This window comes from Filimonas zeae, from assembly GCF_014641615.1.
GTDB lineage: Bacteria > Bacteroidota > Bacteroidia > Chitinophagales > Chitinophagaceae > Filimonas > Filimonas zeae.
On the sequence record NZ_BMIB01000001.1, the window covers coordinates 823,488 to 848,383 of the forward strand.

Annotated in this window: 25 protein-coding genes; 9 read left to right on the forward strand and 16 right to left on the reverse strand. The window is 42.6% G+C overall.

Translation table 11 applies throughout. The features are described from left to right. Positions 1-7: 7 nt before the first annotated feature. On the forward strand, positions 8-3,442 hold the full coding sequence (locus IEY13_RS03385; RefSeq protein WP_188950542.1) for a UvrD-helicase domain-containing protein: 3,435 nt from the start codon (positions 8-10) through the stop codon (positions 3,440-3,442). A 75-nt stretch (positions 3,443-3,517) separates the two neighbouring features. Here IEY13_RS03385 and IEY13_RS03390 read toward each other — a convergent pair whose 3' ends face one another. Together IEY13_RS03390 and IEY13_RS03395 are read right to left on the reverse strand one after the other, a co-directional pair. Continuing rightward, positions 3,518-6,370, reverse strand: coding sequence for a glycoside hydrolase family 31 protein (locus IEY13_RS03390; RefSeq protein WP_188950543.1), 2,853 nt, complete (start codon positions 6,368-6,370; stop codon positions 3,518-3,520). A 29-nt stretch (positions 6,371-6,399) separates the two neighbouring features. After that, a complete protein-coding gene (locus IEY13_RS03395) occupies positions 6,400-8,091 on the reverse strand; it encodes a hypothetical protein (RefSeq protein WP_188950544.1) in 1,692 nt (563 codons plus the stop codon). A 943-nt stretch (positions 8,092-9,034) separates the two neighbouring features. Between IEY13_RS03395 and IEY13_RS03400 the strand changes: the two genes are divergently transcribed. The 3 genes from IEY13_RS03400 (at position 9,035) to IEY13_RS03410 (ending at position 11,290) form a co-directional block, all read left to right on the forward strand. Then, positions 9,035-10,390 carry a tyrosine-type recombinase/integrase gene (locus tag IEY13_RS03400; RefSeq protein WP_188950545.1) on the forward strand — a complete coding sequence of 452 codons (1,356 nt, stop codon included), beginning with the start codon at positions 9,035-9,037 and terminating at the stop codon, positions 10,388-10,390. A 228-nt stretch (positions 10,391-10,618) separates the two neighbouring features. Next, positions 10,619-10,834 carry a hypothetical protein gene (locus tag IEY13_RS03405; protein WP_188950546.1) on the forward strand — a complete coding sequence of 72 codons (216 nt, stop codon included), beginning with the start codon at positions 10,619-10,621 and terminating at the stop codon, positions 10,832-10,834. Positions 10,835-10,960: 126 nt separating this feature from the next. Then, on the forward strand, positions 10,961-11,290 hold the full coding sequence (locus tag IEY13_RS03410) for a helix-turn-helix domain-containing protein (RefSeq protein ID WP_188950547.1): 330 nt from the start codon (positions 10,961-10,963) through the stop codon (positions 11,288-11,290). Between the two features lie 427 nt (positions 11,291-11,717). Here the strand turns inward: IEY13_RS03410 and IEY13_RS03415 are convergent, their stop codons facing one another. Beyond that, positions 11,718-12,461 (reverse strand): sensor histidine kinase, encoded by a 744-nt coding sequence (locus tag IEY13_RS03415; protein ID WP_188950548.1) that lies wholly within the window; start codon positions 12,459-12,461, stop codon positions 11,718-11,720. 553 nt (positions 12,462-13,014) lie between these two features. On the opposite strand from IEY13_RS03415, the gene IEY13_RS03420 reads away from it, so the two are divergent. Then, positions 13,015-13,515 (forward strand): helix-turn-helix domain-containing protein, encoded by a 501-nt coding sequence (locus IEY13_RS03420; RefSeq protein WP_188950549.1) that lies wholly within the window; start codon positions 13,015-13,017, stop codon positions 13,513-13,515. A gap of 38 nt (positions 13,516-13,553) precedes the next feature. Here the strand turns inward: IEY13_RS03420 and IEY13_RS03425 are convergent, their stop codons facing one another. Further along, the gene (locus tag IEY13_RS03425) at positions 13,554-13,889 is read right to left on the reverse strand and encodes a hypothetical protein (RefSeq protein WP_188950550.1); all 336 of its coding nucleotides are present in this window, start codon (positions 13,887-13,889) and stop codon (positions 13,554-13,556) included. 94 nt (positions 13,890-13,983) lie between these two features. On the opposite strand from IEY13_RS03425, the gene IEY13_RS03430 reads away from it, so the two are divergent. Beyond that, positions 13,984-14,259, forward strand: coding sequence for a SymE family type I addiction module toxin (locus tag IEY13_RS03430; protein ID WP_188950551.1), 276 nt, complete (start codon positions 13,984-13,986; stop codon positions 14,257-14,259). Positions 14,260-14,291: 32 nt separating this feature from the next. Here the strand turns inward: IEY13_RS03430 and IEY13_RS03435 are convergent, their stop codons facing one another. The 10 genes from IEY13_RS03435 to IEY13_RS03480 all read right to left on the reverse strand — a co-directional run bounded on the left by IEY13_RS03435 (position 14,292) and on the right by IEY13_RS03480 (position 19,958). Next, the gene (locus IEY13_RS03435; RefSeq protein WP_188950552.1) at positions 14,292-14,945 is read right to left on the reverse strand and encodes a hypothetical protein; all 654 of its coding nucleotides are present in this window, start codon (positions 14,943-14,945) and stop codon (positions 14,292-14,294) included. A 40-nt stretch (positions 14,946-14,985) separates the two neighbouring features. Next, positions 14,986-15,720 (reverse strand): hypothetical protein, encoded by a 735-nt coding sequence (locus tag IEY13_RS03440; protein WP_188950553.1) that lies wholly within the window; start codon positions 15,718-15,720, stop codon positions 14,986-14,988. A 61-nt stretch (positions 15,721-15,781) separates the two neighbouring features. After that, positions 15,782-16,033, reverse strand: coding sequence for a hypothetical protein (locus IEY13_RS03445; RefSeq protein ID WP_188950554.1), 252 nt, complete (start codon positions 16,031-16,033; stop codon positions 15,782-15,784). A gap of 46 nt (positions 16,034-16,079) precedes the next feature. Continuing rightward, positions 16,080-16,538, reverse strand: coding sequence for a hypothetical protein (locus IEY13_RS03450; RefSeq protein ID WP_188950555.1), 459 nt, complete (start codon positions 16,536-16,538; stop codon positions 16,080-16,082). Between the two features lie 64 nt (positions 16,539-16,602). Beyond that, the gene (locus IEY13_RS03455; RefSeq protein WP_188950556.1) at positions 16,603-16,875 is read right to left on the reverse strand and encodes a hypothetical protein; all 273 of its coding nucleotides are present in this window, start codon (positions 16,873-16,875) and stop codon (positions 16,603-16,605) included. Between the two features lie 43 nt (positions 16,876-16,918). Continuing rightward, positions 16,919-17,602, reverse strand: coding sequence for a hypothetical protein (locus tag IEY13_RS03460; protein WP_188950557.1), 684 nt, complete (start codon positions 17,600-17,602; stop codon positions 16,919-16,921). A gap of 62 nt (positions 17,603-17,664) precedes the next feature. Beyond that, positions 17,665-18,453, reverse strand: coding sequence for a DUF3560 domain-containing protein (locus IEY13_RS03465; RefSeq protein WP_188950558.1), 789 nt, complete (start codon positions 18,451-18,453; stop codon positions 17,665-17,667). 43 nt (positions 18,454-18,496) lie between these two features. Further along, complete coding sequence (locus tag IEY13_RS03470; RefSeq protein ID WP_188950559.1) at positions 18,497-18,772, reverse strand: hypothetical protein; 276 nt, start codon at positions 18,770-18,772, stop codon at positions 18,497-18,499. A 32-nt stretch (positions 18,773-18,804) separates the two neighbouring features. Beyond that, entirely contained in the window at positions 18,805-19,494 is a 690-nt protein-coding gene (locus IEY13_RS03475) for a hypothetical protein (RefSeq protein WP_188950560.1), read from the reverse strand. Positions 19,495-19,541: 47 nt separating this feature from the next. Continuing rightward, complete coding sequence (locus IEY13_RS03480; RefSeq protein ID WP_188950561.1) at positions 19,542-19,958, reverse strand: DUF6943 family protein; 417 nt, start codon at positions 19,956-19,958, stop codon at positions 19,542-19,544. Between the two features lie 31 nt (positions 19,959-19,989). Between IEY13_RS03480 and IEY13_RS03485 the strand changes: the two genes are divergently transcribed. Together IEY13_RS03485 and IEY13_RS03490 are read left to right on the forward strand one after the other, a co-directional pair. Next, a complete protein-coding gene (locus tag IEY13_RS03485; protein ID WP_188950562.1) occupies positions 19,990-20,202 on the forward strand; it encodes a hypothetical protein in 213 nt (70 codons plus the stop codon). Positions 20,203-20,475: 273 nt separating this feature from the next. Beyond that, on the forward strand, positions 20,476-21,618 hold the full coding sequence (locus tag IEY13_RS03490; protein ID WP_188950563.1) for a hypothetical protein: 1,143 nt from the start codon (positions 20,476-20,478) through the stop codon (positions 21,616-21,618). Between the two features lie 44 nt (positions 21,619-21,662). On the opposite strand, the gene IEY13_RS03495 is transcribed toward IEY13_RS03490, so the two are convergent. Further along, positions 21,663-22,334: a hypothetical protein gene (locus tag IEY13_RS03495; protein WP_188950564.1), complete on the reverse strand. Its 672-nt coding sequence runs from the start codon at positions 22,332-22,334 to the stop codon at positions 21,663-21,665. Positions 22,335-22,440: 106 nt separating this feature from the next. Continuing rightward, positions 22,441-23,175 (reverse strand): class I SAM-dependent methyltransferase, encoded by a 735-nt coding sequence (locus tag IEY13_RS03500; RefSeq protein ID WP_188950565.1) that lies wholly within the window; start codon positions 23,173-23,175, stop codon positions 22,441-22,443. Positions 23,176-23,849: 674 nt separating this feature from the next. Here IEY13_RS03500 and IEY13_RS03505 point away from each other — a divergent pair. Then, positions 23,850-24,869: a hypothetical protein gene (locus tag IEY13_RS03505; protein WP_188950566.1), complete on the forward strand. Its 1,020-nt coding sequence runs from the start codon at positions 23,850-23,852 to the stop codon at positions 24,867-24,869. Positions 24,870-24,896: the final 27 nt, after the last annotated feature.

Sequence of the window (24,896 nt, forward strand, 5' to 3'; positions counted from 1 at the left end):
ACAATACATGAAAACGAATTTATACCAGCATTTTGAAGCAGCTACAGTGCCTCTGGAAGGCAGCAACCTGATAGAGGCCAGCGCAGGAACGGGTAAAACCTATTCCATTGCCATACTGGCTTTACGGCTGGTGCTGGAAAAAAAGATACCGGTAAAAGAGATACTCATGGTTACTTTTACCAAAGCGGCCGTGGCCGAACTGCACGAACGGGTACGGCTTTTTATGCGCACGGCATATAAAGCCTGCGAAGGCAAGCCTGTGAAAGATGCAAATATTCAGCAACTGGTTGAAAAGGCTATTGCTGCGGACGGTGTGCAGAATGTGCAGCAGCGCCTGAGAGATGCGGTGCTGTTGCTGGACGAAACGGCAGTATTTACCATTCATAGCTTTTGCCAGCAAACCCTTACTGAATTTGCTTTTGAAACCAATCAGCTGTTTGGAACGGAAATGGTGCAGAATGCGGAAGCCATGATAGAGGAAGAAGTGCATGAATTCTGGCGTACACATATTACCACGCTGCCGGTGGCACTGCTGAACATACTGATGCAGCGCTATACCATGGAGGCGCTGAAGCGGCTGGTGAAGGAAGACCTGGGCGGTAAAAAATACATGAACTCAGACGGTATGGCTGCATTGTCTGCAACGGAGCTGGATGCTATGCAGCAGCAGATAGCAGCAGCACAGCAACAGTGCGAGGTATTGACCAGCCAGATACGGCAATACATTACCGCTAATGCTGCTACATTAAAAGAAGTTTGCGCTACCAATACCTATGCGAAAAAAAGTGCACAACATTTAATAGATACCCCCGACCAACTGATAACGTTTATAAACAGCAACAGGGATAAAGCTTATGTAGGTAAAGTATTTGGAAATATACTAACCATGCTGGAACCTTTGGAGCAATTAAAAGAAACGATAGAGGATATTCTGAGGGATATTATGTTTAACCTCAACTGCCAGGCTATTATTATGGTGAGGGCTGGTGTACAGGCAAATAAACGGCGTAATAACCTGATGGGGTTTGATGATATGATTGTAAACCTGCACAAGGCTATTACCGCACCGGGCAGTCAGCGACTGGTTAACGTACTGCGCCATAAATACAAAGCGGTGTTTGTGGATGAGTTTCAGGATACGGACCGCCAGCAATTCGACATTTTTGACAAAGCCTTTGGCGAAGAAACGATTCTGTTTTACATAGGCGACCCAAAACAGTCTATTTACGCCTGGCGCAAAGCAGATATATTTACCTATTTCAAAGCGCGCGAAGGCGTACAGCGGTGTTACGGCATGAACCGGAACTTCCGCTCCACCCCGGCGCTTATAGGGGCTATGAATGCCTTTTTTGTACCTGCACCCGGCTTTGATACCTTCTATTTTTCTGATGCAGAAGAAAGCATTGACTATATACCGGTAGAAGCAGCCAACCCCAAAGCAGCCACTGCTTTTTACAGGAATGGAGTGGAAGAGGCGCCTGTAACAGTGTATAGTGTAAAAACCAGAGAGGAAATTATAGCAGCGGCGGCGGCACAGGTTTTAGCACTGCTGCAGGATAGCGGTTACCAGGTTGCGCGGGCAGATGGTACACTGCGTGCTATTACACCATCGGATATTGGTGTGCTGGTACGTAAGCATAACGAGGGCAGGGGCATTAAAGCACAGCTGGCAAAGCTGGGCATACCCGCGGTAGCTATTGATGATGCTAAAGTGCTGCACACTACCGAAGCGCAATATCTGCTATATCTGATGCAGGCTATGGAGATGCCGGACCGATCTTCTATTAACCGCGCACTGCTATCGCCTTTTACCGGTTACACTACACAAACCATCCTTATGCTCAACGATGAGGTAACCCTTGGTTTGTTTGGTAAATACAAAACCCGCTGGCAGGAAGATGGCATTTATACCGCACTGATAGATTTTACGGCAGACTTTGAAGTGCGCCGGGTGCTGCTGCAAACACATGCGGAAGAGGGTGAACGTATTATATCTAACCTGTTTCAGCTGATAGAACTGGTACATCAGGTGCAGAGCAGGAAAAACCTGTCTGCACCCGAACTGCTGTCCTGGCTGCAAAAAGGCATAGAAGGTATGGAAACAGAAGGGGACGAATATGAACAAAGAGTAGAGAGTGACGAAGAAGCCGTGAAGATTGTTACTATACATAAAAGCAAGGGACTGGAATACCCTATTGTAATAGCGCCTTTCCTTGATTTTAAAAACAACAACCGCGATGAGCTGGTTAGTTTCCGGCACCCGCAAACCGGGGAATATATCTGTGCCGAAAAATACCGCTTATCTACTGAACTGCTGGAAAGTCAGCAGCAACAGGCTGAACAGGAAAACAGGCGTTTGTTATACGTGGCGCTTACCCGTGCCGTATACAAATGTTATATTTATAAAGGCACCGGCGGCCCTTATTCGGGCTCTACCTTATCTGCGTTTATACAGCCGTTGAGCGCTGCGCCGCCAGAGGGTATTTTATTTGATGCAACGGTGCCTGAGAGTGATGGAAAACGTTACCGCAAAAACAATGCATCTGATACCTTTACTGCTGCCCCTGCAGTACAGTTTTCGCTGCAGCAGCAACACTGGCGAAAACTGAGTTACAGCATGCTGGCTGCCAGTGCGCTTAAAAGCCCCAAAAGCAAGTCGCAACCGGTAGCGGCAGAATACGATACATTTATTTTTCACACCTTAAAACGCGGTGCCAAAACAGGCGATCTGCTGCACTATATATTTGAACGTATTCATTTTGGTGATGATACCCGCTGGCCACAGGTGCTGGATGAAGCTGTGCGCCGGTATGCACCCGGCCAGCAGCAGGCATACATACCTATGCTGCAGCAATTATTACAGCAGGTATTACATACAGTTATACCTATAAATGAAACCACACAGTTTACTTTGGCGCAGATAGCCGGCAACAGACGCATTACCGAGTTTGAATTTGATTTTCCGATACAGGCTTTACCTGCTGATTTATTGAATCAGCTGGCGGATGAGCAGACGGCTATTGCAATAAGACCAGTGTTTACTGCCTACCAGCAGCGGCTGGAAGGAATAATGAACGGGATGATGGATTTGTTTTTTGAACATGATGGTAAGTATTACATACTCGACTGGAAATCTAATTACCTGGGCAGTGCATTGGAAGAATACAATACCGAAGCCATTGCCGCGGCTATGAACGAAAGCAATTATCATTTACAATACTTTATATATACCCTTGCCGCCAAAAAATACCTGGAAAGCCGTTTGCCTGGTTTTGATTATGAAACACAATTTGGCGGCGTTATATACTTATTTGTACGGGGCATGCGTAATGGTAATACAACAGGCATATTCTACACCCGGCCGTTGTTGGATAAAATAAGCAGGCTGGAAAAGTATAGTTTATCCGCAAAAGATGAATCATTTATGCGAACAATAGGGTAGTAGTGTGGCAGTGGCAGATATAAATAAGAAAGCCTCACTTTACTGCGAGGCTTTCTCTGTGGCGTTAATTCCTTATTAGCTGGTAACACTGATAACGATACTGCTGTTATTGTCTGCCACGTTAATGACTACTTTCTCTGAAGTACTATCGTAGCAATAACTATTAAGCTGTTCGTTGTTTACCGCCGGTACGGGTAATCCGTTGATGGTAACAGCAGAAGGTGCAGTGGTATAGCCATACAGTTCCACAAAAAAGTTTGATTCTGCAGGTGAGTAATTATCGTATGTGCGCTGGAAGATAATCTCTCTTCCATTGGCTACATTACTGGTGCTAACTACCGTGGTTCTGCATACCGGCTTTGGTTCCAGATTTCCGGTGGTGATTTTGTCATCCAGATAGAGTGTATACGTACTGTTGGCGCCAGGATATATGAAAAAGTGTATCGGATTTACCTCCAGCTGGCTGGTGTATTGCTGCAACCCCCTTACAGGTATAATAGCGCCTTCGCGTACATAAATAGGTACAAGGCCTAATGGAACATACCAGTTAATGTTTTGTCCTCCCGTATTAGCCGAACTAAGTTGTCCGCCGGTAATATCAAATACATACCAGTTGCTGCCTGCGGGCAGGTATACATTACGGTTGGTAGCGCCTTGTGTAATAACGGGAGCGATGAGCAGGTCTTTTCCCACAAAGAATTCGTCGCTTATGCCAAATACGTTCGGGTCTGCAATATCGTTCAGAAACAATGCGCGTGAAATGGGTTTGCCGTTCTGCGTGCATTCATACATGGTATCGTAAAACAGCTGAATCAGTTGGTAGCGCATGTTGATGTAGGTACGGCAATAGCTCATATAAGGATCGCCATAGGCATAGGGTTCCTGGAACGATTTGGTGTAACCATCGTAGTGGTTGCGGTACCATGGCAGGAAGGCAGCGCAATTCATCCAGCGTACATACAGTTCGGGATCGGTAATGCTTACAGCATTCTGGTTGTTGATGCTGATATTAACACTGCCGGGGCCGTTAGCAAAACCGCCTACATCGCAGCCGGATATGGGCAGGCCTGATATGCCTATGTTGAGCACCTCAGGAATGTTGATGGAAAGAAAATCCCAGCTGGAAGCGGAATCGCCCGTCCATATACCGGCATAACGGTGAACACCGGCGTAGCCGCCGCGGGAGATGATAAAATTCCTTTTCTGGTAATTATACAGGCCTTTGAAATCTTCGCTGCTTTTGAGGGCAGTTAAACCGTTATAGGTGGCTTTTACCAGATTGATGGCAAACGTATTGTGAATCACAGCTTCGGGCAGGTATTCCTGCGTTACATAATCATACCGCATCAAATCCAGCGGCAGGGTTTTATCATCACAGTTATTGTCTTCATTGGGCACAACAGCAGGGTCTGTCATATCCTGCCAAATCATATCTATGCCGGTTTGCAGCAGGTATTTGTATTGTAATCCCCACCAGGCCTGTACTTGTGGGTTGCACATATTGCTGTAAAAGCCATAGGTGCCCAGCTGCTCGCTCCCTTGTGGTGAGGCGGGGGTGGGATAATATTGCTGGTAGGGGTTAATATTAGGGTTGGTGGGCGAGTTGGTGCCGTAGTTTTCATTGGCAAGAAATATCAGAGGTGACGGCGCTTCTCCGGCGCGCGTGTTGAATATAAATGGTTGTACAGGAACGTCTGGTTTGTAGGTAGATTCCGGCGCGTTTTGCTGGTTAAGATTAAGCAGGGTGTCGCGCGTTGGGTAAGGGGTAGTAGTGCTTCCGTTTTCGTCCAGCGGATTGGCAGATACAATACCGGTTATGTTGGTGCTGCAAACAAAGCCCATACTATGCAGATTGTCGAACATTGTTTTTGCTTCGGGGAATTTCACATTACTGATAGTGAAAGTGCGGTAATTGTCCTGAAAATCCACATCTATATGAAGCCCGTCAATCGGAATCTGGTTGTTGCGGTATTGCTGTGCAGCATTCAGCAGCTTCTTGCTATCCCAGTAGCCATAGCATCCCTGATGGTAACCCAGTGCGTACTGAGGTGGCATGGCAGCACGGCCAGTCAGCTGCGTGTACTGGTCAATTACGCTGGTAGCAACATTGTGTGTGTTATCTGCCACGCCTGTGATTACATAAAAATCCAGTTCACCGTATAGCGCTCCGAAGTAATATTTACCATCCATATCCGAATAATCGTTGCAGCCGATATTGAAATAAGACTGTGCAGTATTATCGAAAAAAATGCCGTAGCTGTAAAGGCTTTGCGTGCCTGCAGCCAGCAGAAACGGAATGGAGTTGTATAATGGGCCTGAGGGGTTCAACGGGCCACCCTGATTGCCCGGAGGAACTACATTCTGGCCGGGTACAGTGGTTTGGTCGTTATAAGTGAAGTTGTCGTAGTTGAAGAAGGTATATGTGTACGCATTCTTCTGAATATTGCTACCCGCTTTTTCTCCCAGTCCGTAATAGGCTTCTTCTTCCGGCGAATTCATAATACAGGCAATTGCCTGATTGCTGTAAACAACGTTGGTGCCCAGCTGTGTTTCTGTAATCAGCTGCGTGCCTTTGTATACTGCAAACCCAAAGGGTGCAAGTCCTACTTTTACCTGAATATTTCCGGTATCCAGCAGTAAAGTACCGCCGTTATCAGGAAGCTCAGTAGCAGATACCATAACTGAACCCAGCTGATAATTCACCACGGCATAAGAGCGGTTGGCAGAATAGTCAGGTGAGATAACAGGATTAAAGCGTATGCGGAAAGTGGTGTTGGAGAGAAAGGATAGCTGTACCTGAAAACCACTGCTGTTGGTAAGCAAAAAGGTGGTGCTGTTTGACTGTTGCCAGTTTACATTGCCAATGGTGTTCCAGCCAGGCGCGTTGGCCTGAAACTGGTTTACCTGAACAAAACTGTAATTGCTCATAGATGATATTTTGCGTGGTTTATAATGTATTACGGACGCTTTCGGTGGGCTTTCAATTGCAGCAGCCATTCAAAATCGCCTGCAGCTGTGGCGGTGTTATACACTACTGAATCGGTATTGCGGGAAGTTTTTATAATATCGCTGGCAATGCCTGCTGAAGAGTGGCAGCCTACACAGCTTTCTGTGCCGAAAATTACCGTGTGTGTATTGCTGATATCCTTATTCTTCGGAAAGTTGGGCATCTGATAAAATGCAGGTTCATTACCTAGCATATAGTTGTAGGTAGTTCCGGTGGTGGGCGCTTTGTTAATAGAATTTGTCATCAATGCCTTTTGAATGGCCACTACTTCTTCAGCGCTCAACGGATTGCTGCCGGAGGTAGTTGCCCCCTGGAAGTAAGTTTCCATTATCATATTGGTAAGGTAGGTGGGTGTAGGGTAGCCACCGGCTTTGTTTACTACTGCATCAGGTAGCTTATAAACGCTGGTATCGCTGTAAGGAGCAGCAGAGGGTCGTGTAGGCCATTGAGTGCCTATAAGCTGGTAGTACTGTAAGAATGATTTATGGGTTTTGAGCAATGCGCGTACCTGTTTGTTTAATGCAGCAGTAGCTCCGGGAATAGGTAACACGCGTTGTATCTGGTTTTTAATCACTTTAGCAGTAGTGTCTGGTATCAGGTTTACAGGAGAGAGACTGGAAGGATCGTAGAAGGAGGGCTGTAAGGGTTTGCCGTTTACTTTCTCCAGAGGGTTGGTTTCCAGGTTATCTACCTGTTCAAAAGTGGCCCACATCCATTGTGGAGAAGATACTGTTTTAGCGGCAATGTGCATTCCTATCAGGCCTACCTGCGCCAGATGAAAAGAACCATCATTTTCGTATACATAAGCTGGTTGAGATAAATATCTGTTGGGATCGTCTACATCTTTCACCAGTATTTTCCAGGCTAGTTTCAGTTCAATGCTTCCTTCTTTGGTAACATCGCCCGACGGAAAGTTTACCTTATTGCCGGCTTTGCTGAATTTCACCTGTCCGTCAATATTATACAGTTCATTCTGCACAATGTATTCTACTTCCTGGCGGCCCATTCTTATTTCGTAACGCACCTCGTTGCCATGCTGATCCCATATCGGAGATGTAAATGCCTGGTTTACCTCGTCGGCGGTGTCTCTTACAAATACCCGGTGTCCTTTTTTGGTAGTTTTGGCTACCAGGCCAGATACGGCACTTGTGCGAAATAAAATGAGTGTATCTTCTATCGCAGGTTTTTTTACCAGTGCACCTAGTTTACCTGACAGTTCTTTTTTACCACCCCATACGGTAGGTTTGCTGCCATCATCTTTAAATACCTCAAACGATTCTTTCCAGAATTCCCATTTTCTTTTACCCTCATCGCTAATGCTAGATTTTGGTTTGCCATCTGCTTCCAACGGCCAGTTTAAAGCAATAAACGTTTGCCATGCCCATACATCAAACAGGCGGTTGGTTTCATCAAACTTTCCGGCATCAATCAGTGTATGCTCCAGGGCAGTGTCAACGTCATGCGGTGCATCCGGAGAAAGTTTGGTTACATGCAGATAGCTTTCTCCTGCCTCCGGATCGGCATCCGGTTCGGAAGAGGTGTTGTTCTGCGAATGGCAGCCCCATAGAATTGCGGCGAGGCTGGCAGTGAATAACAGGCATGCAAGCGCTGTTTTTTTACGTTGGTAAAAAAAAGTTAACATATATGATGGCTTTTGTTCTATCTCAATATGACAGCGCTATCGAAAGTGGTGTTTCCAGGCTGCCTGTAGTACAGAAGGGGTGGAATAGTATATACATACACGTACTGTTTGTTGTATTCTATCCCGGACGAGCAACAAGGTACAACGTGTGTATGAGCGATGCAATACCGGTTTTCCGTGATTTTTTGGTTTTTGTGCACTGATGATGAATGTGGATTTGTGCGAAATGTAGTATCGTGTTGGATTTAAGGGATGTTTTGCAGGTTGAATTGTAGATATTGAAATATGTTAAGTGTGTACCCTCCAGGAGAAAGTGTGTACCCTCCAGGAGAAAGTGTGTACCCTCCAGGAGAAAGTGTGTACACCAGAGCGAAAAGTGTGTACACACCGTGCACTTTTGTGTACCCATTTTTTATTTGTAACTGCCTTAAAATTGCAGGAGGGGACACAGTTGCCGGTTGAAATTGTCATTTGGTTATTCTTGTGTAGACTACCATCTATTGAAAGTAGCTTTCAGCCATTTGTTTGAGCATTCCCTCTGTTTTTGTGTACACAGTTTTTATGAGTAGTTGCCTGCAATCATTAACAACTACTTCCTGAATGATTGAGGAGACTGTACCGGATCAAGGGATCAAGTTGAATAGTGGGGGGAGAGAAAGAGGGGCAATAAAAAAGCCTCAACATTTCTGCTAAGGCTTTTTCTGTGGGAGCACACGGGATCGAACCGCGGACCCTCTGCTTGTAAGTCAGAGGGCTACGTTTACCGGGCTTAACCATTCTTATATCCATCTTTACTGTAAGTGTTTGATAATCAGTTGGAAGTTTTTTAGTTTTGAGTTCAGATAACCATGATGAATGCCGTTTACTTTGAGGCTGTTTGCAAACTGTTTGCAAACAGTGCTAAAGGCGGAATTGGTCTTATTAACGCTTTAAACTGGTTAACATGCCAATTACCTACAATGTGCGGTTAGATGATCGCCGGATTAAAAAAGATGGAACCTACCCCGTGAAAGTCTGGGTAACTTATGAAAGAAGGGCGCTGCCGTATTCCACTATTTACAACCTGTCGAAAAGTGACTGGGACAAATTGAACGCCTCTAACCTCCGTGAAGAATTACGTACCATTCGTGATGGAATCAGAAAGTTAGAAATTCAGTTACAGGATTATTTGCAGGAGACGGATGAATTCAGTTTTGAAAACTTTGAAATAGCCTTTGTAATTCACAACAAATTTATGGCCCGTACGAAAGTTAAGAACCGGGGTGAAGAAGTGAAATTTAAAGTAGATGATCTGGCTCAATACGAAAAGCGATTCAAAATCCTGAAAGAAGAAGGTGCCAGAAAAGGTAATTTGCTTTATTGTTACCAGAAGTACATTATTGAACTGCTTAAGAACAGGCAAACCAAAACTGCCAGCGTTTACCAGTCTGCCTATAACTCCCTTGTCAAATACAAGGGGATTATTGAGATTACCCAGGTTACAGAAGCCTACCTGAATGGGTATGAAAGCTGGATGAAAGGGAAGGAGGAAAACAAAGCTACTTCTGTAGGGATTTGGGTAAGAACCTTGCGGAGGTTGATTAAAGTAGCCATTAAACAGGGCGTATTTCTGCAAAGTAAATTCCCTTTTGGTAGGGATAAGTATGTTATCCCTTCTAAAAAGAATGCAAAGGATGCCTTTGATGTGGCGGTAATACCAGCAGTATACCACTTTAAAACAACCAGCGAATGGGCTGCTTTGTCTCGTGATGCGTGGCTGTTTATGTACTTTGGAAACGGGATGAACATGAAAGATTTGTGCCTTTTACGGTATCCGCAGTATGTCGGGGATTATATAACTTTTGAAAGAGCCAAGATTGAAAGGACAGCTAAAGATAGAACAGAAGAAATAGTGGTATATGTAAATGAGATAATGAAGGCTATCATTGAGCGTTGGGGTAACCCGCGTGGCGAAGATGGCAATAACTATATTTTCCCGTTTTATGAGGAAGGAATGAATGATATGGATAAGTACATAAAGCTGGAGGATACCATCAAAATAACAAACAGGTGGATGCGGAAAATATTTGGAGAACTAAAGCTGGATTTTCCCAGTAACACCAAAATGGTGCGGAATTCAATGGCGACTCATTTATTGTATAACGGAGCCTCAACAGAGTTTATTAAAGGTGTTTTAGGCCATCAGAATATCACTACTACTCAGATTTACCTGTCCAGTTTTAAAAAGCCGGTGGTAAAAGAACATGCGGAAAAGCTTGTAACGTTTGATTTGAACCTTCCTGATAAAAGGACCGCTTAACGAAAAAAGCGCAAGGTGAAAAGGGAAATTGAAAAAAATAGGGTACCCTACCCTAACCATAGTAAAACCATTGATTTTACTGGGGTTTTCAAAAAAACTGGCAGTATTATATAACAGGCGTCTGCCGACGGAACTTCTGTTATATAATACTCCGCCATTTTCAAAACTGAAAATAAACACCTTTTTTGTTCCAATCCAGCCGGATAATTTGCTTTGAAAATTGTCTGTATGATGCGGAGTAATACTGAAAAAAGCAATCTTAAAATAAAAAAACGTGGCTTTGAAAGTGAAGGCCCGGCTAAAGACGTAAAAGCTGTTTTAGTTATAAACTGGGTTTTTACAATTGCTTTAGTGATGCTGCTTTTGTTGGGTTGTTGTATGGTTAACGGTGGCGCTGGCGCTTCTTTGCAACTATTGCTTTGCCTGATCTTACGGGCTATTTAGTTAACCTTATCGGTGTTTTCCTTACTTCCTTTTATCCCAGCTTGCGCTTAAACTGTCAAAAATCGGCTTTGGGCTAATGTAGGTTTACCAAGTAGCAATGTTGCTATCTAACCTAAATATTAACCTATGGAAACGATTATGGTTCCTACAGAAGCTGACATTAAAAGATGGATTAAGGAGGCATTTCAGGAGTGTTTTGAACAGCTACAGCAGGGTGATACCGGTTTGAATATAACGGAGCCGGAACAGCTGTTAAATCGTAAGGAAATAGCAGGGATGTTGCGCGTGTCGCTGGTTACCCTCCATGAATGGATGAAAACGGGTTTGCCGTTTACAAAGCAGGGTGGTAGGGTGTATTTTTTACAGTCTGAGGTCATGCGCTATCTGAAAAAACAACAAGGTAAGGTGCGGCAAATGTATCCGAAACAAACAGTGTTGGTTAAGAAGCGCGCTTGATAGAAAACCACCTATCGGTTATCAGAAAGGTGGTCTGCAGAGGTGTAATATGCAAAGTGTTGAATTCGTAAATCGGCTACAGTCATGGTTTTACCCTGAGCTTTGTCGGTTTATTAGTTTTTCCTGCGGAAAAAATTAAAAAACTTCCCGGATCGATACCGGGAAGACGTACTTCAATTTTTGGGGACTATCCTAATGAGGTTATCCCCGTTTTTGTGCCGCCCAATCTTCAGGCAGAACGATTTTATCTCAAATAGTAGAAAACTATGCTGTAGGCTATTGGAAGTGTTTGAACGGAATGTGTTTCGTAAGGATTCCGGGTTTTTTCGTTTTGTTGAACCTGTAGTTACCAGATACTTGCCCCGTAAGTCACGCGATCCGGCTTTACGAAGAAAGAAGTATGTGATGTTTATATATAGGTAATGAATCATGCTCTGATCTGTGCTTCTTTCCCAATACTAATACAATCAGGGATAGTGACGGTAAATGATGTTAGGTTTGTAGTAGATGAACTGGACGCCGTAATAGTTCCTCCCAGTGCTTCGGTAAAAAGCTTACTGATAAACAACCCCAGTCCTGAACCTGCGGAACCTTTCTGTAGTTGCGTGAAAGGCTGAAAAATGGTAGTGACTTTATCAGCTGGTATTGGTGTTCCATAATTGTTGACATTAATAATTAATGTATGGCCAATGCAATCGCACCATATTTCAATGGCGGTTCCATAGAAGCTATACTTAATGGCATTAACTATTAGGTTGCGTAATAACTGCTCTGTGAGATTTTTATCCGTGTAGATCGGGCAAAATTGCAGGTAGTCAGGAATATTCAGTATCAGTTTCCTTTCAGTATTCAGGTCATATATTGTTGACCTGTTTACTATTGGTGTAATCCATTTACCGAATTCTACGAATTCCATTTCGGGCTCAATTAAAATAGAGCCGTCCATCAACTTGATACTGCTTAAAAGATTATCAACAAGGGTAACTGTGTTTGTTGCTGCTACCTTAGCTGCATGTAAATGCAGTTCAGGGCTTTTCCCTTTTGACACAAAATCACATAAAGCAGGTATTGCGCCACAGGTGTTCTTTACTTCGTGAGCAATGATCGCAAGGAAAAGCTTCATTGCTTCTATTTCCTTCGCTGATCCGTTAGTCGTAGCTGAATAGTACATAAGGCAACTATTAATTAAGGTGAAAGAAAACCAGATTATGAAACTTGCAGGGGAATTGGGTAATTGGCCCTTTGATTAAGGTGGGATATTGGGAATGGGTGATAAATACTTTCGCAGCCGGTAACTTATCGGATAATAATATCTGTTGCTTACATGCAATTGATGTGGACTGAAAAGGCATTGTCACGTTTTTAAATGGAAGAAAATAGTAGTCGAAGCTTTAATGGCACTTATAGCAATGCAATAAGTGTTGGAACCTGCTATCCGTACCCAGGGCCGTGACAAAGCCCATTCTACCCCTTGCGGGGTAGTTACCGACGGTATAAGCAGGCCCAACACCTATTGCGTGGTGCAAGATAGGCAAGTTGGGCCTTTGCTTACCCTCGCCGGTAGAATTTGTCACGTTCTGGATGCGAGAAGCTAAAGCCGTAACCCTCGTTTGCGGGTTTGACTAATATTTTTCTACTCCAAATATATGCTTTTGTCATTAAAAAGCATAATTAAGACCTCAAAAATTTAGTGCGATAGGGCAAATATTACCGGCAAAAGTTGAATGCCTGATAGCCATTACTTAAAAGAGAAACAAGTCTTACTCGGACGTAGAATTGGTATATTAAGAGTTAAGGCTGGATTCAAAACTAAACGTGAGGTTGATGTATTATTCAGTGGCCCTGACACCAAATCATCGGTTATAAGCAGATTAGAGAAGGGAGTAAGTGTTGAGCTTAGAACAATAGTACGATTGGCTAATATCTTTAAGATGCCTGTTTACTGCTTTTTTGATTTTGAAGGGAAGTTTAGGGTTAGCATTAGTGAAAAGTATTCTTATGATTTGGAGCAGAGATTAGCTAGTGTAAAGAAGATGCTAGGAAAAAACATCGTGAAGGCTAGAACTGAAAAGGGATGGTCCCAACTTGATTTGGAAGTCGCGTCTGGTGTTGACAAAGCCACTATCGGTTATTTTGAAAGAGGAAGTGAGAATATAAAATTTAATAGTATTGTTATAATCGCAGAAGCGCTGGGTATCAATATTTGGCAGTTGTTTAAAGCTTAATTTCTAAATTTAGTGTCCGGTTAATTCTTGAAACCGGTTTATTTCTTGGTCTTTGTTTTCTGGGCTTTCTCTTTAAATTGTTGCTGTCGAACCTTTTCTTCATGTATTATAAGGACTAAAGTTCTTTCATCAACACCTATCAAGTCTGCAATTTTATAGGCATCCTCAAAAGTGAACAATGGCGGGTTCTCTATCAACTTGTTAAACCGCTCCGGTGCAGTCTTCATTGCCCTGGCTAAACGTGTCTTTGGTACTGTATCCAATAAGTCCTTAATATTCTGTATATGGCCTGAATCGATCAGCTTTTTTGCTGTTGAAAATGGTGGTTCGGTTATCATAGTTACAAAGAAACTGGCCGTCAAAACATCCTGCATGATTTGTGTCTAAAATGAGGACTTTTAATAAATGAATCGTGTATGATTTGTGCATGATATGTGTATTTTTGTTTCGTTATTCTAAATTTGGCGTATGACGGAACAGAATCAGGCATTCAAAAAACGAAGATTGAAAGTTGCAGAAAAGTGGGGTTATAGAAATAAGCACTGGCAATATCGATTTATGCCGTGGATTAGTATAAGCGGCAAATGGCTGGAACAGGCGGGATTTAAGAACGGAGATAATGTTGAAATAACTGTCAAGTACGGTCAGCTCATTGTTACAAAAATAGAAGAAATAAAGCCGGTTGATAAAAAACGCTACGTAAAAAGGTTTACCCAAAAAAGGTTCAGGGTTGAAGACGGTTAGACCTTTATTTGTCCTCGGGTTCTTCTTCCATCTCAAATGATCTGTAGTCTTACCAGCACATCCGAAAAATGCTCAAATGCTTTCTCTTCCGCTTCTGCCAGTGTTGAACAAACAGGGTCTGCCCAATCGGTCATTACCATAAACATTTTGGCTTTCTTTTTCTGGCCCTCCGGGTGATATTTCACAATTACCACCTCCTTGGTATAGGTGTATATGTTTAATATCCTGTCGCTGTATTCTGCTGCAAACTCGGCCAGTACGGCCATATCCTTTTTCTTGGCTTTTGCAAGGCTGTACTTTTTTCGCTTTGCCACCATTTCCTGAAAACTAAAGTACGTACTAAGGTAGTCTGCAAGACTTAACGCCTGTGTTAGCGATAAAGAAGTCATCGGAATAGATACCTCTTTCGGGAAGCTGGTTCCGATAAGTATTCCGTGGAGTCGTACTCTTTCGCAGCTGTCCTCACTGAGTTTGTAAATGATGGCGATTTCAAAAGTGTTTTCCCATTGCATAGGATGTATAAATTCTGGAAAACAACCTGCTTCTGCTGATTTGCGGGTAATATCAGATGCAGGGTAAAATTGTATGGTGCGATGCTCACGCACTTGTTGGTAGATGTATTCTAATGCGTTGTTGTTGACGCTATCTGTTTTCAACGTGTAGCGTGGTATGCTTACTTGCAACATATTGTAAGTTTTAAGGAGGCTATATTGCTATAGCCTTTTGTTATGCGGTGTAACCCGCGAATAATTTTTGCATTAGTATTTCTGCCGCTGTAGGTGGTGGCGTGATGTAATCCGGTTCTTCCGGCGCTTCAAAATCTTCTACCAGTTCATTCGCCATTAATTCAAATGCTGCTTCTTCGGCACCTTTCAGCGTGGTTGATTCCGGTTGCATCCAGTCAGTAAGAACAATAAAGGTGGCCTGGGTATCTTTAATTTTGTCTTTTAGGTATTCGACTATATACACCCTTTCACTGTACTCATAGGCGTTTAACACCTGTTGTGGTTCTTTATCAAACAAAGCCAGAAAGGGAAAATCATACGGGTGTTGCTGCATAAAAGCAAAAGCATACACCTTTTTAGATTCGCGCATTTTCTGAAAATCCATATAGGTACTGAGGTAATCGGCCAGATATAAAATTTGAGTGAGCCGCAGCTGATCCAGTGGCAGGGTAACAGCTTCCGGTGTCAGGTTATTCAATGCGGTGCCATGCACTGCAACGTGCCTTTTTACGGTATCGTATTCAATGGTGTGAATGATTGCCTCTATGTATTGGCTGGGCGATATTTCAAACAGGAATTTGGGGTATTTAGAAAGACGGGGATTGAGCCGTATGTCTTCCGGCAGATAGAACTGTATGCTACCGCGGCGTACGGTTTCATCAAAAATATATTCAGTAGCTTCTTCGCGCAGGCTGTTCGCCTGACGGCTATATCGTGGTATGGAACATTCCAACATAAGATTTGTTTTAGAAATGATTAATGGAACGGCAAGGGTCGAAATGGCTAGTGTGCGGGCGTCATAACAGCGCCTGTAACTGGTAAAAAGTCAGTTGTATAAATAGCTCTTCCGCTGGCATTAGGCTGTAGCACTCCGGAGGGTTACGGGCAGCTTTCAGGTAATAATTGCGGTATAACTGCCGGGCGCACCGGTGCAGGCGCTTACGCGCGTGGTGCCTGCCAATGGAACGTGTGAGTTTATCCAGTAGTGGCGGTGTAATAATTGACAGTATGTATTTAGTCTGTTGTGAGCCTGATATTTTGTTTCCCATTATAGAACTGGCTGTAAGGGTGCCATCCTGTTTTGTGGTGAGGTAATTAAAAGGCAGTGCCAAAAACCTTATCCAGATATTCCCCGGCGCATGTGTTGATGAAGGTTTCAAAGCCGGTATCTTCTGCCGGGTGCGGCTGTTCTGTGCTGCTGAGGTAATAAGTCTGGTATACCTCAGCTGCCCACCGGGCGATCAGGGCGGCGCTCTGCTGGTGTGTGGCGGTAAGGTGATCTACCTTTTCAAAAATGTGATAAGTCAGGGAGGCGGCTATAATGGCTACCGGATCGGTGAGCCGGTTGTCTTCCTCTGTCATGGCCAGTAGTTTTTCAACGTTCACGTATTCATGTGCGGTGTTGTTGTAAATACTCCAATGTGCTGCCGGTGGCAACGGCCGTTTTAAGAAAAGCAGCATTTCGGGTAAGGTCAGGTTGTACACCTTGGCTATACAGTTAGAGCCTATGTACATGCCACCTCCAAACTGATCGGTGATATTTATAGTTTCCATTCGTTTAGATATTGCATTAAAAAATATTTCATTGGTGCATCCCCCATTTTTTCCGTTCGCGCATCTATATATGTATAGGCGCGTCTTCTGCGGCAGGCGTTTTCGGTAACTGTTTAAAGCGTCTGGTGTCTTCACCCGTCCAAAGCAATGTTTCGCCGGTGGCGGTTTTTATAAAGCCTTTACCGTATAGCTGCGTAAATCCGGGGTGCTGCTTTCTGGCTTCACTAATAATTAGTTTAATGACGGGTATAGTATCACTGCTCAGGCGCTGCCTCACATAATTTTGTTCCACCAGATTCAGGCTATACCAATATCTTTCACTGATTTTCTTTTGCATAGTGCTGTGTATTATGCAGGCCCGTGACCGGGCCTGCGGTGTACTAACTTGCTTTCACATTGGTTTGCATATCGACAACCTTTACCACTTCTATTTGCGCCGGGAGGTTGAAATAAAAGGTAGTCTGGTCTGTTATCTGCCTGCTGATTTCATAATTTGGCAACTTGGTTTGTACCTGTACATTGGCTTGTATGGTCAATTCTATTAACTGTGGTTTCTTTGATTCTCTCGTTCCCTTCTTTCTGTCGGGGTGTGCTGTGATAGTATTTCTATGCTCCGCCGGGTAATCGCTGTAATAGGCTTTTGCATATTCTTCGGAATCATGCACGATAGTATTGGCAAGCTGCGTGTATATCTGCTGTAATGTGCTGAATGCGCTGCGCTGTTCGTCTGATATGCTGGTCATAGTTTCCACCTGTTCAATGTCTATATTGTAGATAAGCGCGCCTAACCATTTGAACAGCTGCACTGCGCTGATGCCGGTATAATAGATAGTGAGGTCTAATAATTCACTGAGGGTGTTAAATTCTTCTTCGGTTTTATATTCCGCGACATAAGACCATTCGTTGAGGTCGCACCATGTGGTAACCAGATCGTTTATTTTCTTTCTGGTCAGGTCGCGGCAATCAAACCACGTTATTTTGTTCAGACCGTGTTTAACGTGCTGCCGGTCTATGGTGCTGGCAATTGCTTCAAACACTTCAAAACTTAGCATTAGTGTTGACATAGTAATATGTTTGATGAATTTGTAATAGGCCCGCCACCGGATGCAGTAGCGGGCAGTGTTGTTTACTCCGGATTGTTTTTATACCATTCTAAAAATGTCTTAGCCGCCCATCTGCCGTCATTATTTATAAAGCGCTGCCATGCTGATTGCGTATAACTGTAATTGAAACGCAGGTCGCGTAACTTCTGGCGTACTGCTTCTACCGGCTTAGAAGGAAATTGCAGCTGTATGCGTCCTACTTCGGGGTTTACGATCATGGTGCAGTCCTTGACCGTCTTTTCTTCCTGTTGTACACTTTCTAACGCTTCCTGCTGCCTGATCCGTTGTTTTACATTGTTGATTTTAGCATTCAGGTTTCTTAGTTCAAAGGATGGTATACCTTTTCCAAACACACGGTCAGGCGTATTGAGCTTTGCCCACCGCTCCGGTGTTGATCCGGATAGTTGCATATATCCCTGCTCGTCGTTCTTTCTGATAAACTTGTTGATCGCCTTTTTCAGTTCCTGCTCTTTCTCCAGCTTCTCCAGCTTTTCCCGTAACAGTGGTAGTGCGTCCGGGTTGTCGGATGATATGGCCTTATTGTCTATAATGGCCTTTGCTTTTTCTTTGTAATACTTGGCTTTATCGTCCGCTGCTACTGATGCCCTCATAGCGTTGTCAGAACGGGCCAGTAAACTGCGGTGCGCTTTTTCGGAATGATGCCCCACTAAAATCGGCTGGCCGGGTGGTATAACCTGTAGCATGTCGTGCGATTTTTCACAAAGCTTTTCCGAATTCGCAATGTTCTTTTCTGCCTGATTTTGGGCGTAATCAATACGGTTCTGCTTACGCTCATGATAATTGTGTTTCATGATCTGTTTGTTTTTGATGTTTATTAATTGTTGTTGAATTGTGTTATTCTTCGATGGGGATTTTATAGTAGCCTTTCGGGTCTATCCAGTATCTGAACCCACCATTGTCGCAGGTGTCTGTTTCCTGAATGAGTTCATACACCCAGTTAGCAAGGCATTCGGTACTAAGCTTATAAAGGCTCCACCCGCTCCGGCCCCGCACCTTGTTTTGTGTGGCGTGTTCACGGATGGCACCGATAAGGAATGTGCGTTTCTGATCGTGGCAGGCATTATAAATAAGCTGCCACCCTTCCGGTGTAATTGATACACTCCAAGCCATAGGATGAAATTTTTAGTGTGGTAAAAAGGGGGCTATTTCCAGAATGCGGCCTTTAGTCTTACCTGGGCAATAGTCATAATGGCGGTATTCCTTACCGATATATGCGGATGACGCAGGAATTCATTAAGCGCGGCGGCTTTATCGTTGTTTTTCGTGTAGGTCGTAATCTCTACCGCTGCGATAAAGCTGTGTTGGTAACGGTCGTTATACTTCCTGTTTTTTCTGGCTTTAGCGGCCTTGGCTTTGGATACCGGTTTTAATGGGGAGTGATTGTTAAAGGTGTTCCACTCCGCCGCCTGATACTCCGGAGTATTGTTTAAAATAGACTGCGTTACCTGAACGGTTACAGCTTGCAGGAAAAAATAGCTGTCTTTTTGCCCTTGGGTTAGTTCCCGCTCCTCTGCAATAGCGTGCAGATCAATGTTAGAAATGATACAGGTAAGCCACTTATAAAGCTGCATTTCTGTAATACCGGGGTATGCCCCTGTAAACTTTAAAGGGATATACAGGTCATCCAACGTAACGCCGTCATGCAAGTTGCCAATAGCTACGGAAAGTTCATTTAATAACATCCAGTGTTGTACGTGTTTTTCAATAAGCGCCGCCCCCGCTTCGATGCAGGCCGGGTAACGGATCAGCTGATTGTGGGAGCGGGAAACCGGCTTTTTCAACTGATAGGCAACGGCTTCAAATACGATGGGTTCTAATACGGTAACTGACATAGTATGTAATTGATTGGTGAATACAGGGAAGGCAGCAGGGCGCGCAGTTATTCCTCCATCCGGTTAAAAGTTCCGAATAGCGACACGTAGCAATATTTAAGCTTCTCAATCTGTTTGGTAAGCTTCTGTTGCAGCTGTAAGCCTTTGATAAGTGCAGGAAGTTGCGGCTCTATTAAATGGCCGTTGACATTCAGGGCATCAATAACCCGGCGCGCATCGGCAATGCGGATCAATTCCACACAGGAGCCACACAGCACCGGACGAAAGCGGCCCGTATACCACAGGCCATAGGTCAGCCAATAGAAATAATACAGGTGTGCCGGATCGCAGGACAGTACCAAACAATTCGCGTTTGGCTCAAAAGAAGGCCGGCCGGAATTCTTACCCCGCGACAACAGAAAGATGCCGCAAAGCGGAACGTTCTTTTTAATCGGGTCGTAGCATCTCAGAGAATAGGAACGCATAACTATTTATTTTATCGTTAGCCTTTTTTCCGTGAAAGCAATTTTTTCCAAAAGAAAAAAAGGGAAAAAAGAAAGGCCCGATGTAGCGCGGTTAAATTCCATTCAACGCGTAGCAGGCAAAACAAATTTTGGCTGCCGTTCGCAGCCAATAATTTTTTTGCTCAGCCGGAGCGGGGAATGGAATGGCGCTACCTTTGCCTTCTTCTTTTCCCCTTTTTTTATTTTGGAAAACATTGCCCCTTAGTTGCAGCGTTTTGTTGGAGCCTTTAATGAAGAATGATTTTGGTTGCGTTTCTGCCCTGATGTTGCCTGATTAATTGAAGATTGATCTTAAATTATTAATTTGCTGTACTCTAAACAACATACTGCATAGTGTTATTGACTATTGTTCTACATCAGACCTGATGCAATAGTTCTGAAGTCTTCAGAAGCAAGAGTGTTGATAGAAAAAGTTTTTGGTTTGGCTGAATCGAATTACTGATTTTTGATCAATTGTAAAAAGTAAATTTAACCTGCTATGTCTCAAATCGCTAATACTGGGCAATCTGTTCCACCCAGCGCTCCAAGTGCTAACACTCCAGCTGTGCCGCAATCACAGCATAATGCTGGAGATGGCTTTAATGATCAAAAGCAGCATTATGAAAGTTTGATTAGCCTTTTTAAATATTGTGTGACAATCATTGGTCTTTTGATTACTGTCTTTGGTGGTGTTGTTAGTTATGTTGTTCAAACTAACGGTGAGGACTTTAAAAAGGAATTGAAAGAACAGCGTGAGCGACAGGAGAATTCATTGAATAAAATGAAGGATGAATTGGAAAAGGAAAAAGATAAGTTGGAGAAGAAGTCCGGTGATCTTGTTGCTAATATCGAATTTTTGAAGATAAGAACTGAGGCGAAGGTAGATCAGACAAGAAGCGAGGCGTTGAATGAGTTAAGTAATGTGAAAGATATTGCGGCTGCAGAAGCAAAGAATAGAATTGAAGATGTGTTTGTTGAAAGGAATTTGGATGGGTATATAGTGAAAGTGGCCAAAGAACGCTATGATGAAAAAGTGGCTAAGATTGTTAATGAACAATTCGCTGCTAAGCGTAAGGAATTATTCAGTAAACTTGAACATGCTGTCGATGATATGAATAGCGAGGACAAAATTATTGGCAGGGATGCGGTTGCAACTCTGACATTCAACCGTAGCGAACTTAATGATGATTTGTTAGATAAGATAGGGAAACAGGTGTTAAGTGGTAAAGTGTCAGATGAAATGAAGCCAAGTGTTGTTGGGATTTTAGCTAGCTTTAAGAATGAAATTGTGCATGAGTTTTTTAAATCATATTTGTATAGTTTAAAGGAGAATTTGCGGAAAGAACCAGTAGCTTACCCGATGGCGATTCGTTATTTGTTGGATCGCCATGAGGCCAATGATATACCCTTTTTTGAACGGTTGGTTGTAGATTCAAAGGATAATTGGCTGTATACCGAACTTCTTACGGAGGAGCTACAGAGAAAGTCCGGCTTCTTATTGTTTTTTTTAAATAGTAGGAAAATGGTTGATCATTATCACTTAGTCAACACGTCTGATGTTATTGTACAAACAAAGGAATCTTTTAAAAGATTCTTGCTTGAAGAGAAATATCATAGTACTTATTTCTTTAAGAGGCAATAGACGTCTTCTAAATGGTGTTTCAGGTTTCAATTGTCATGCAAGTTCTATGTGATTGCTTGCTTTGTGCGTGCGGCTGTGACGAGCTTATTGCAAATGTCTTCTGCCAGATTTATGTAGTTAATTAAAATGGAAGAGTTTATAATGATAATTCGATATTGGGGGTTGAGTATGTCGTGGCTCAATTTAGTAAGTGACAGTCCTGATTGTTTATTTGCAAACTTTATAAATTCATTGGCGTTAGAATCATTTTGGTGAAAAATGCCATCCAAGTGGCCTGTTTTATTTCTTAGGAAGCTAAACGGCCTTATTTTTTTGTAGTGTTCCGATGCCTCATTTGCAACTTTGTCTAACTCAGAAAAAATCGTTGGCATGTTATCTCCTTTTGTTGTTCTTGATATTTGTTTGTGCCTAATCATTAAATTCAGAAAATCGATAATCTGTGTTTCAAATGTGGAGTGTATTAACATGAGTAGGGATTTATAAGTAAATCGGCGATACATTTTTTTGTGCCAGACTTTCAACTGCTCCGGATTTGGGGAAGGTCCTCCTTCGTCATCCGGGTGATTCAATAAAACCTGGCGAAATTCATATTCGGCTTCTTTAACCATTATTCCGGTATCTTGAATCAGTTGCCTAAGGTTATTGAATTCGTCCGTAAATCCGTACAACCTCTCTGGAACTCCGGTAAATCCATCAAGGTCGTGTTGATAGCTCATGTGAGCTATTTCGTAGTCGTTTGGTTCAATTTGCGAGTCGTGTACTTCTCCTGATATCATAAAACATATTGAAAGTGAGAGTTCTTTTTTAAAGTGATATTGAACCTTATTTTCGCTTGAATATAGCTACCCGGTCGGATTCCTGTTTATCGTTCAGGTATCCATTCTTATATACCTGCCTCAGTTTTTTGTCTATAACTTTCATTTGGTTCAAGACTTTATCCAACCATTTGTCAATTATTTCTATTTCTATTTTAGGTAATTTCTTTTGTATATCAGCGAGAAATGTCATTTCAAAAATCTTTTCGTCGAATAAAGTGGTTAAATCATTCTCTGTGAAATAATGTTTGAAGTAATTGTTGTTGTGAGGATCATTGGGGTTGTTAGCGTAATGTTTGTCGGAATGCACCGAAACTAATATGATAGAGCCGGACTTAGTTCTAGGTACAATTTGTTCGATGATTTTTTTACAATCATCTATGCTAAAAAAATGAAGTAGGTTTGATATAATTACTACTGAGAAAATTTCATCGGGTAAAGGGTCTTGAAGTATTGTTGCATTGAGCAGCTTAAGGTTGTTGATATTCTCTGGTGATAATTTAGTAATCCTTTCTTGGAGCATTGCAAGTTGTTCCTGGTCATTGTCGATTGCAAATACTGTTCTTCCTGATTGACAATATTCGATGCAGTAGTTGCTTTGTCCGCAACCAAGCTCCATGATTTGCCCTTCTGCGAGGTCGTCCTCATATTCGCGAAGATAGTTTGGGCTTTTTCTTACTAGAGCATGAGTGTTATAATGCTCGAAATAAGTATCCCAATATAATTTCATCTGTGCATTCATAGGAGTTAATTTGGTGTGCGTTTGCCTGCTGTATCAAGCTGCAAATAGTTTTCCTTTGCGCCGTTCTCATTCATGGGATATATCTATGAATTTGGTATGACAATATTGCAAATGCTGCATAACGATAGTAATTGTTTAATGCAGTTATTTGTAAGGTGAATATAAACAAAGGATTGAACAGATGCTTTGTTTATCGCATATTTTTCTGTTATAAAAAAGAAGGTGGCTTTGGTTTGCTAGCGTGCTACTTTTCGGAAGCCTGAAGGGACAAAGAACAGGGCACGAAATGGATCGTCATAACAGTTGGTTTATTATTTTTTATACACTCAGGCAACAATATAATCTTGGATCAATTGAAAAAAGGGGGTAAAATATTTATATCCTAAACTTTTCATGATATTAATTTTATTTTTTAATATTGGAAAATTAAGTAGCCTTGTGTCATTTCATATCTCTCCCATTAGCTGAAAAGTAAAATATTTCCAGTGGTTAGATACCTCTTCGGTACTGGCCCGTTAACCCTTATTAACCTGTATATGAACATGCTATACATAGTAATGCCCATTGCCAATGTCTTTGATTTGATTACGTAAGTGCTTTTAGGGAAGACAGTAAGCTAAGCTTTCAAAGTTAACAACCTATAATTTTTGCATACGATTTACAACTTTACCATAATGAGAAAAGGCATTTTTATTACCACAGCGTTATCACTGTTGCTGATTAGCTGCGCCAGCCAAAAGGAGAATGTAGCCAACCCTCAACCTGGGTCATTTTTATTGGAATCACAGTTTAAAGACTTTATACCGGTCTCACCGTTAGAGTTTGAACAAACGGTTGTTATATTCAATGACGTTACTCATGACTTTGATACATTAACGGTGAAAGAACTGGTTGCTGACAAAAAATTAATACTTAAATTCCTGCCGAACGAAACCGTATTTGCTACGGTTCGTAAAAACGACAGTGAAGCGGAAGCTAAGTTTGGTGTTGCTGCTGTAACAGCTGAGAGGGGTTCTTATACGGTAACCTTAGATTATGCAAAATTCACGACTTTGAAGATATTACAAAGCGGTGGAGGCTGCGCTGGTTATACAAAAGTGGGCGTAGGATTAAGAATTACTGCTCAGATAGTAACTATGGCAGCCAATGTGGACGTAAGTTCTCTTTTTGGATTAGGTCTGGCTGCAAAGACAAATCAGTTGAGGGGGCAGCTTAGTGTGGATGTCATAGGTATGGAATCGTCCAAGATAACTGATCTCATAACGTTGCCTGTGGATATAAGCGAGGCATCTATTCAGACTGCGTTACAATCAATGTCAGCGATCAAGTCTAAGATATATGATCCGGAAACTAATTTGTTCCCTCAGATAGTGGCTATTAAACGTTCTCCATCGCAAAACTGCTCCGTATTTGAGATATTGAACTCTATTGAACTACCCACTATTTCCTCTTACGATCGTGGAAAGACTGATGGGCAGCTTATGGGAGCGCTTATGCGTTCTATAGATAAGTTCAGAGCAGCCAATAACAGGTTTCCCAATTCTATTGAGGAATTAAAAGAGGACAACCTTATTAAAATGATTGGCTTGAAGAAATTGGATTACAAGACTACACCGGAGGGAGGATTTACATTACTTTTTGCGGGTGGAGATGGCACGTTATATACACCCGATGATAAAAAGTATCAAAGGTAATTTGATAGACCTGTAACACATATGTTA

Bases quoted from the DNA above. Each gene is read 5' to 3' on its own strand.
- IEY13_RS03420 (WP_188950549.1), top strand. From the start codon at position 13,015: ATGCCTGATAGCCATTACTTAAAAGAGAAACAAGTCTTACTCGGACGT.
- IEY13_RS03500 (WP_188950565.1), bottom strand. From the start codon at position 23,175: ATGAATGCACAGATGAAATTATATTGGGATACTTATTTCGAGCATTAT.
- IEY13_RS03480 (WP_188950561.1), bottom strand. From the start codon at position 19,958: ATGCGTTCCTATTCTCTGAGATGCTACGACCCGATTAAAAAGAACGTT.
- IEY13_RS03425 (WP_188950550.1), bottom strand. From the start codon at position 13,889: ATGCAGGATGTTTTGACGGCCAGTTTCTTTGTAACTATGATAACCGAA.
- IEY13_RS03400 (WP_188950545.1), top strand. From the start codon at position 9,035: ATGCCAATTACCTACAATGTGCGGTTAGATGATCGCCGGATTAAAAAA.
- IEY13_RS03390 (WP_188950543.1), bottom strand. From the start codon at position 6,370: ATGAGCAATTACAGTTTTGTTCAGGTAAACCAGTTTCAGGCCAACGCG.
- IEY13_RS03430 (WP_188950551.1), top strand. From the start codon at position 13,984: ATGACGGAACAGAATCAGGCATTCAAAAAACGAAGATTGAAAGTTGCA.
- IEY13_RS03465 (WP_188950558.1), bottom strand. From the start codon at position 18,453: ATGAAACACAATTATCATGAGCGTAAGCAGAACCGTATTGATTACGCC.
- IEY13_RS03395 (WP_188950544.1), bottom strand. From the start codon at position 8,091: ATGTTAACTTTTTTTTACCAACGTAAAAAAACAGCGCTTGCATGCCTG.
- IEY13_RS03385 (WP_188950542.1), top strand. From the start codon at position 8: ATGAAAACGAATTTATACCAGCATTTTGAAGCAGCTACAGTGCCTCTG.
- IEY13_RS03415 (WP_188950548.1), bottom strand. From the start codon at position 12,461: ATGTACTATTCAGCTACGACTAACGGATCAGCGAAGGAAATAGAAGCA.
- IEY13_RS03405 (WP_188950546.1), top strand. From the start codon at position 10,619: ATGATGCGGAGTAATACTGAAAAAAGCAATCTTAAAATAAAAAAACGT.
- IEY13_RS03470 (WP_188950559.1), bottom strand. From the start codon at position 18,772: ATGGCTTGGAGTGTATCAATTACACCGGAAGGGTGGCAGCTTATTTAT.
- IEY13_RS03460 (WP_188950557.1), bottom strand. From the start codon at position 17,602: ATGTCAACACTAATGCTAAGTTTTGAAGTGTTTGAAGCAATTGCCAGC.
- IEY13_RS03455 (WP_188950556.1), bottom strand. From the start codon at position 16,875: ATGCAAAAGAAAATCAGTGAAAGATATTGGTATAGCCTGAATCTGGTG.
- IEY13_RS03450 (WP_188950555.1), bottom strand. From the start codon at position 16,538: ATGGAAACTATAAATATCACCGATCAGTTTGGAGGTGGCATGTACATA.
- IEY13_RS03495 (WP_188950564.1), bottom strand. From the start codon at position 22,334: ATGAGCTATCAACACGACCTTGATGGATTTACCGGAGTTCCAGAGAGG.
- IEY13_RS03490 (WP_188950563.1), top strand. From the start codon at position 20,476: ATGTCTCAAATCGCTAATACTGGGCAATCTGTTCCACCCAGCGCTCCA.
- IEY13_RS03440 (WP_188950553.1), bottom strand. From the start codon at position 15,720: ATGTTGGAATGTTCCATACCACGATATAGCCGTCAGGCGAACAGCCTG.
- IEY13_RS03505 (WP_188950566.1), top strand. From the start codon at position 23,850: ATGAGAAAAGGCATTTTTATTACCACAGCGTTATCACTGTTGCTGATT.
- IEY13_RS03445 (WP_188950554.1), bottom strand. From the start codon at position 16,033: ATGGGAAACAAAATATCAGGCTCACAACAGACTAAATACATACTGTCA.
- IEY13_RS03435 (WP_188950552.1), bottom strand. From the start codon at position 14,945: ATGTTGCAAGTAAGCATACCACGCTACACGTTGAAAACAGATAGCGTC.
- IEY13_RS03410 (WP_188950547.1), top strand. From the start codon at position 10,961: ATGGAAACGATTATGGTTCCTACAGAAGCTGACATTAAAAGATGGATT.
- IEY13_RS03475 (WP_188950560.1), bottom strand. From the start codon at position 19,494: ATGTCAGTTACCGTATTAGAACCCATCGTATTTGAAGCCGTTGCCTAT.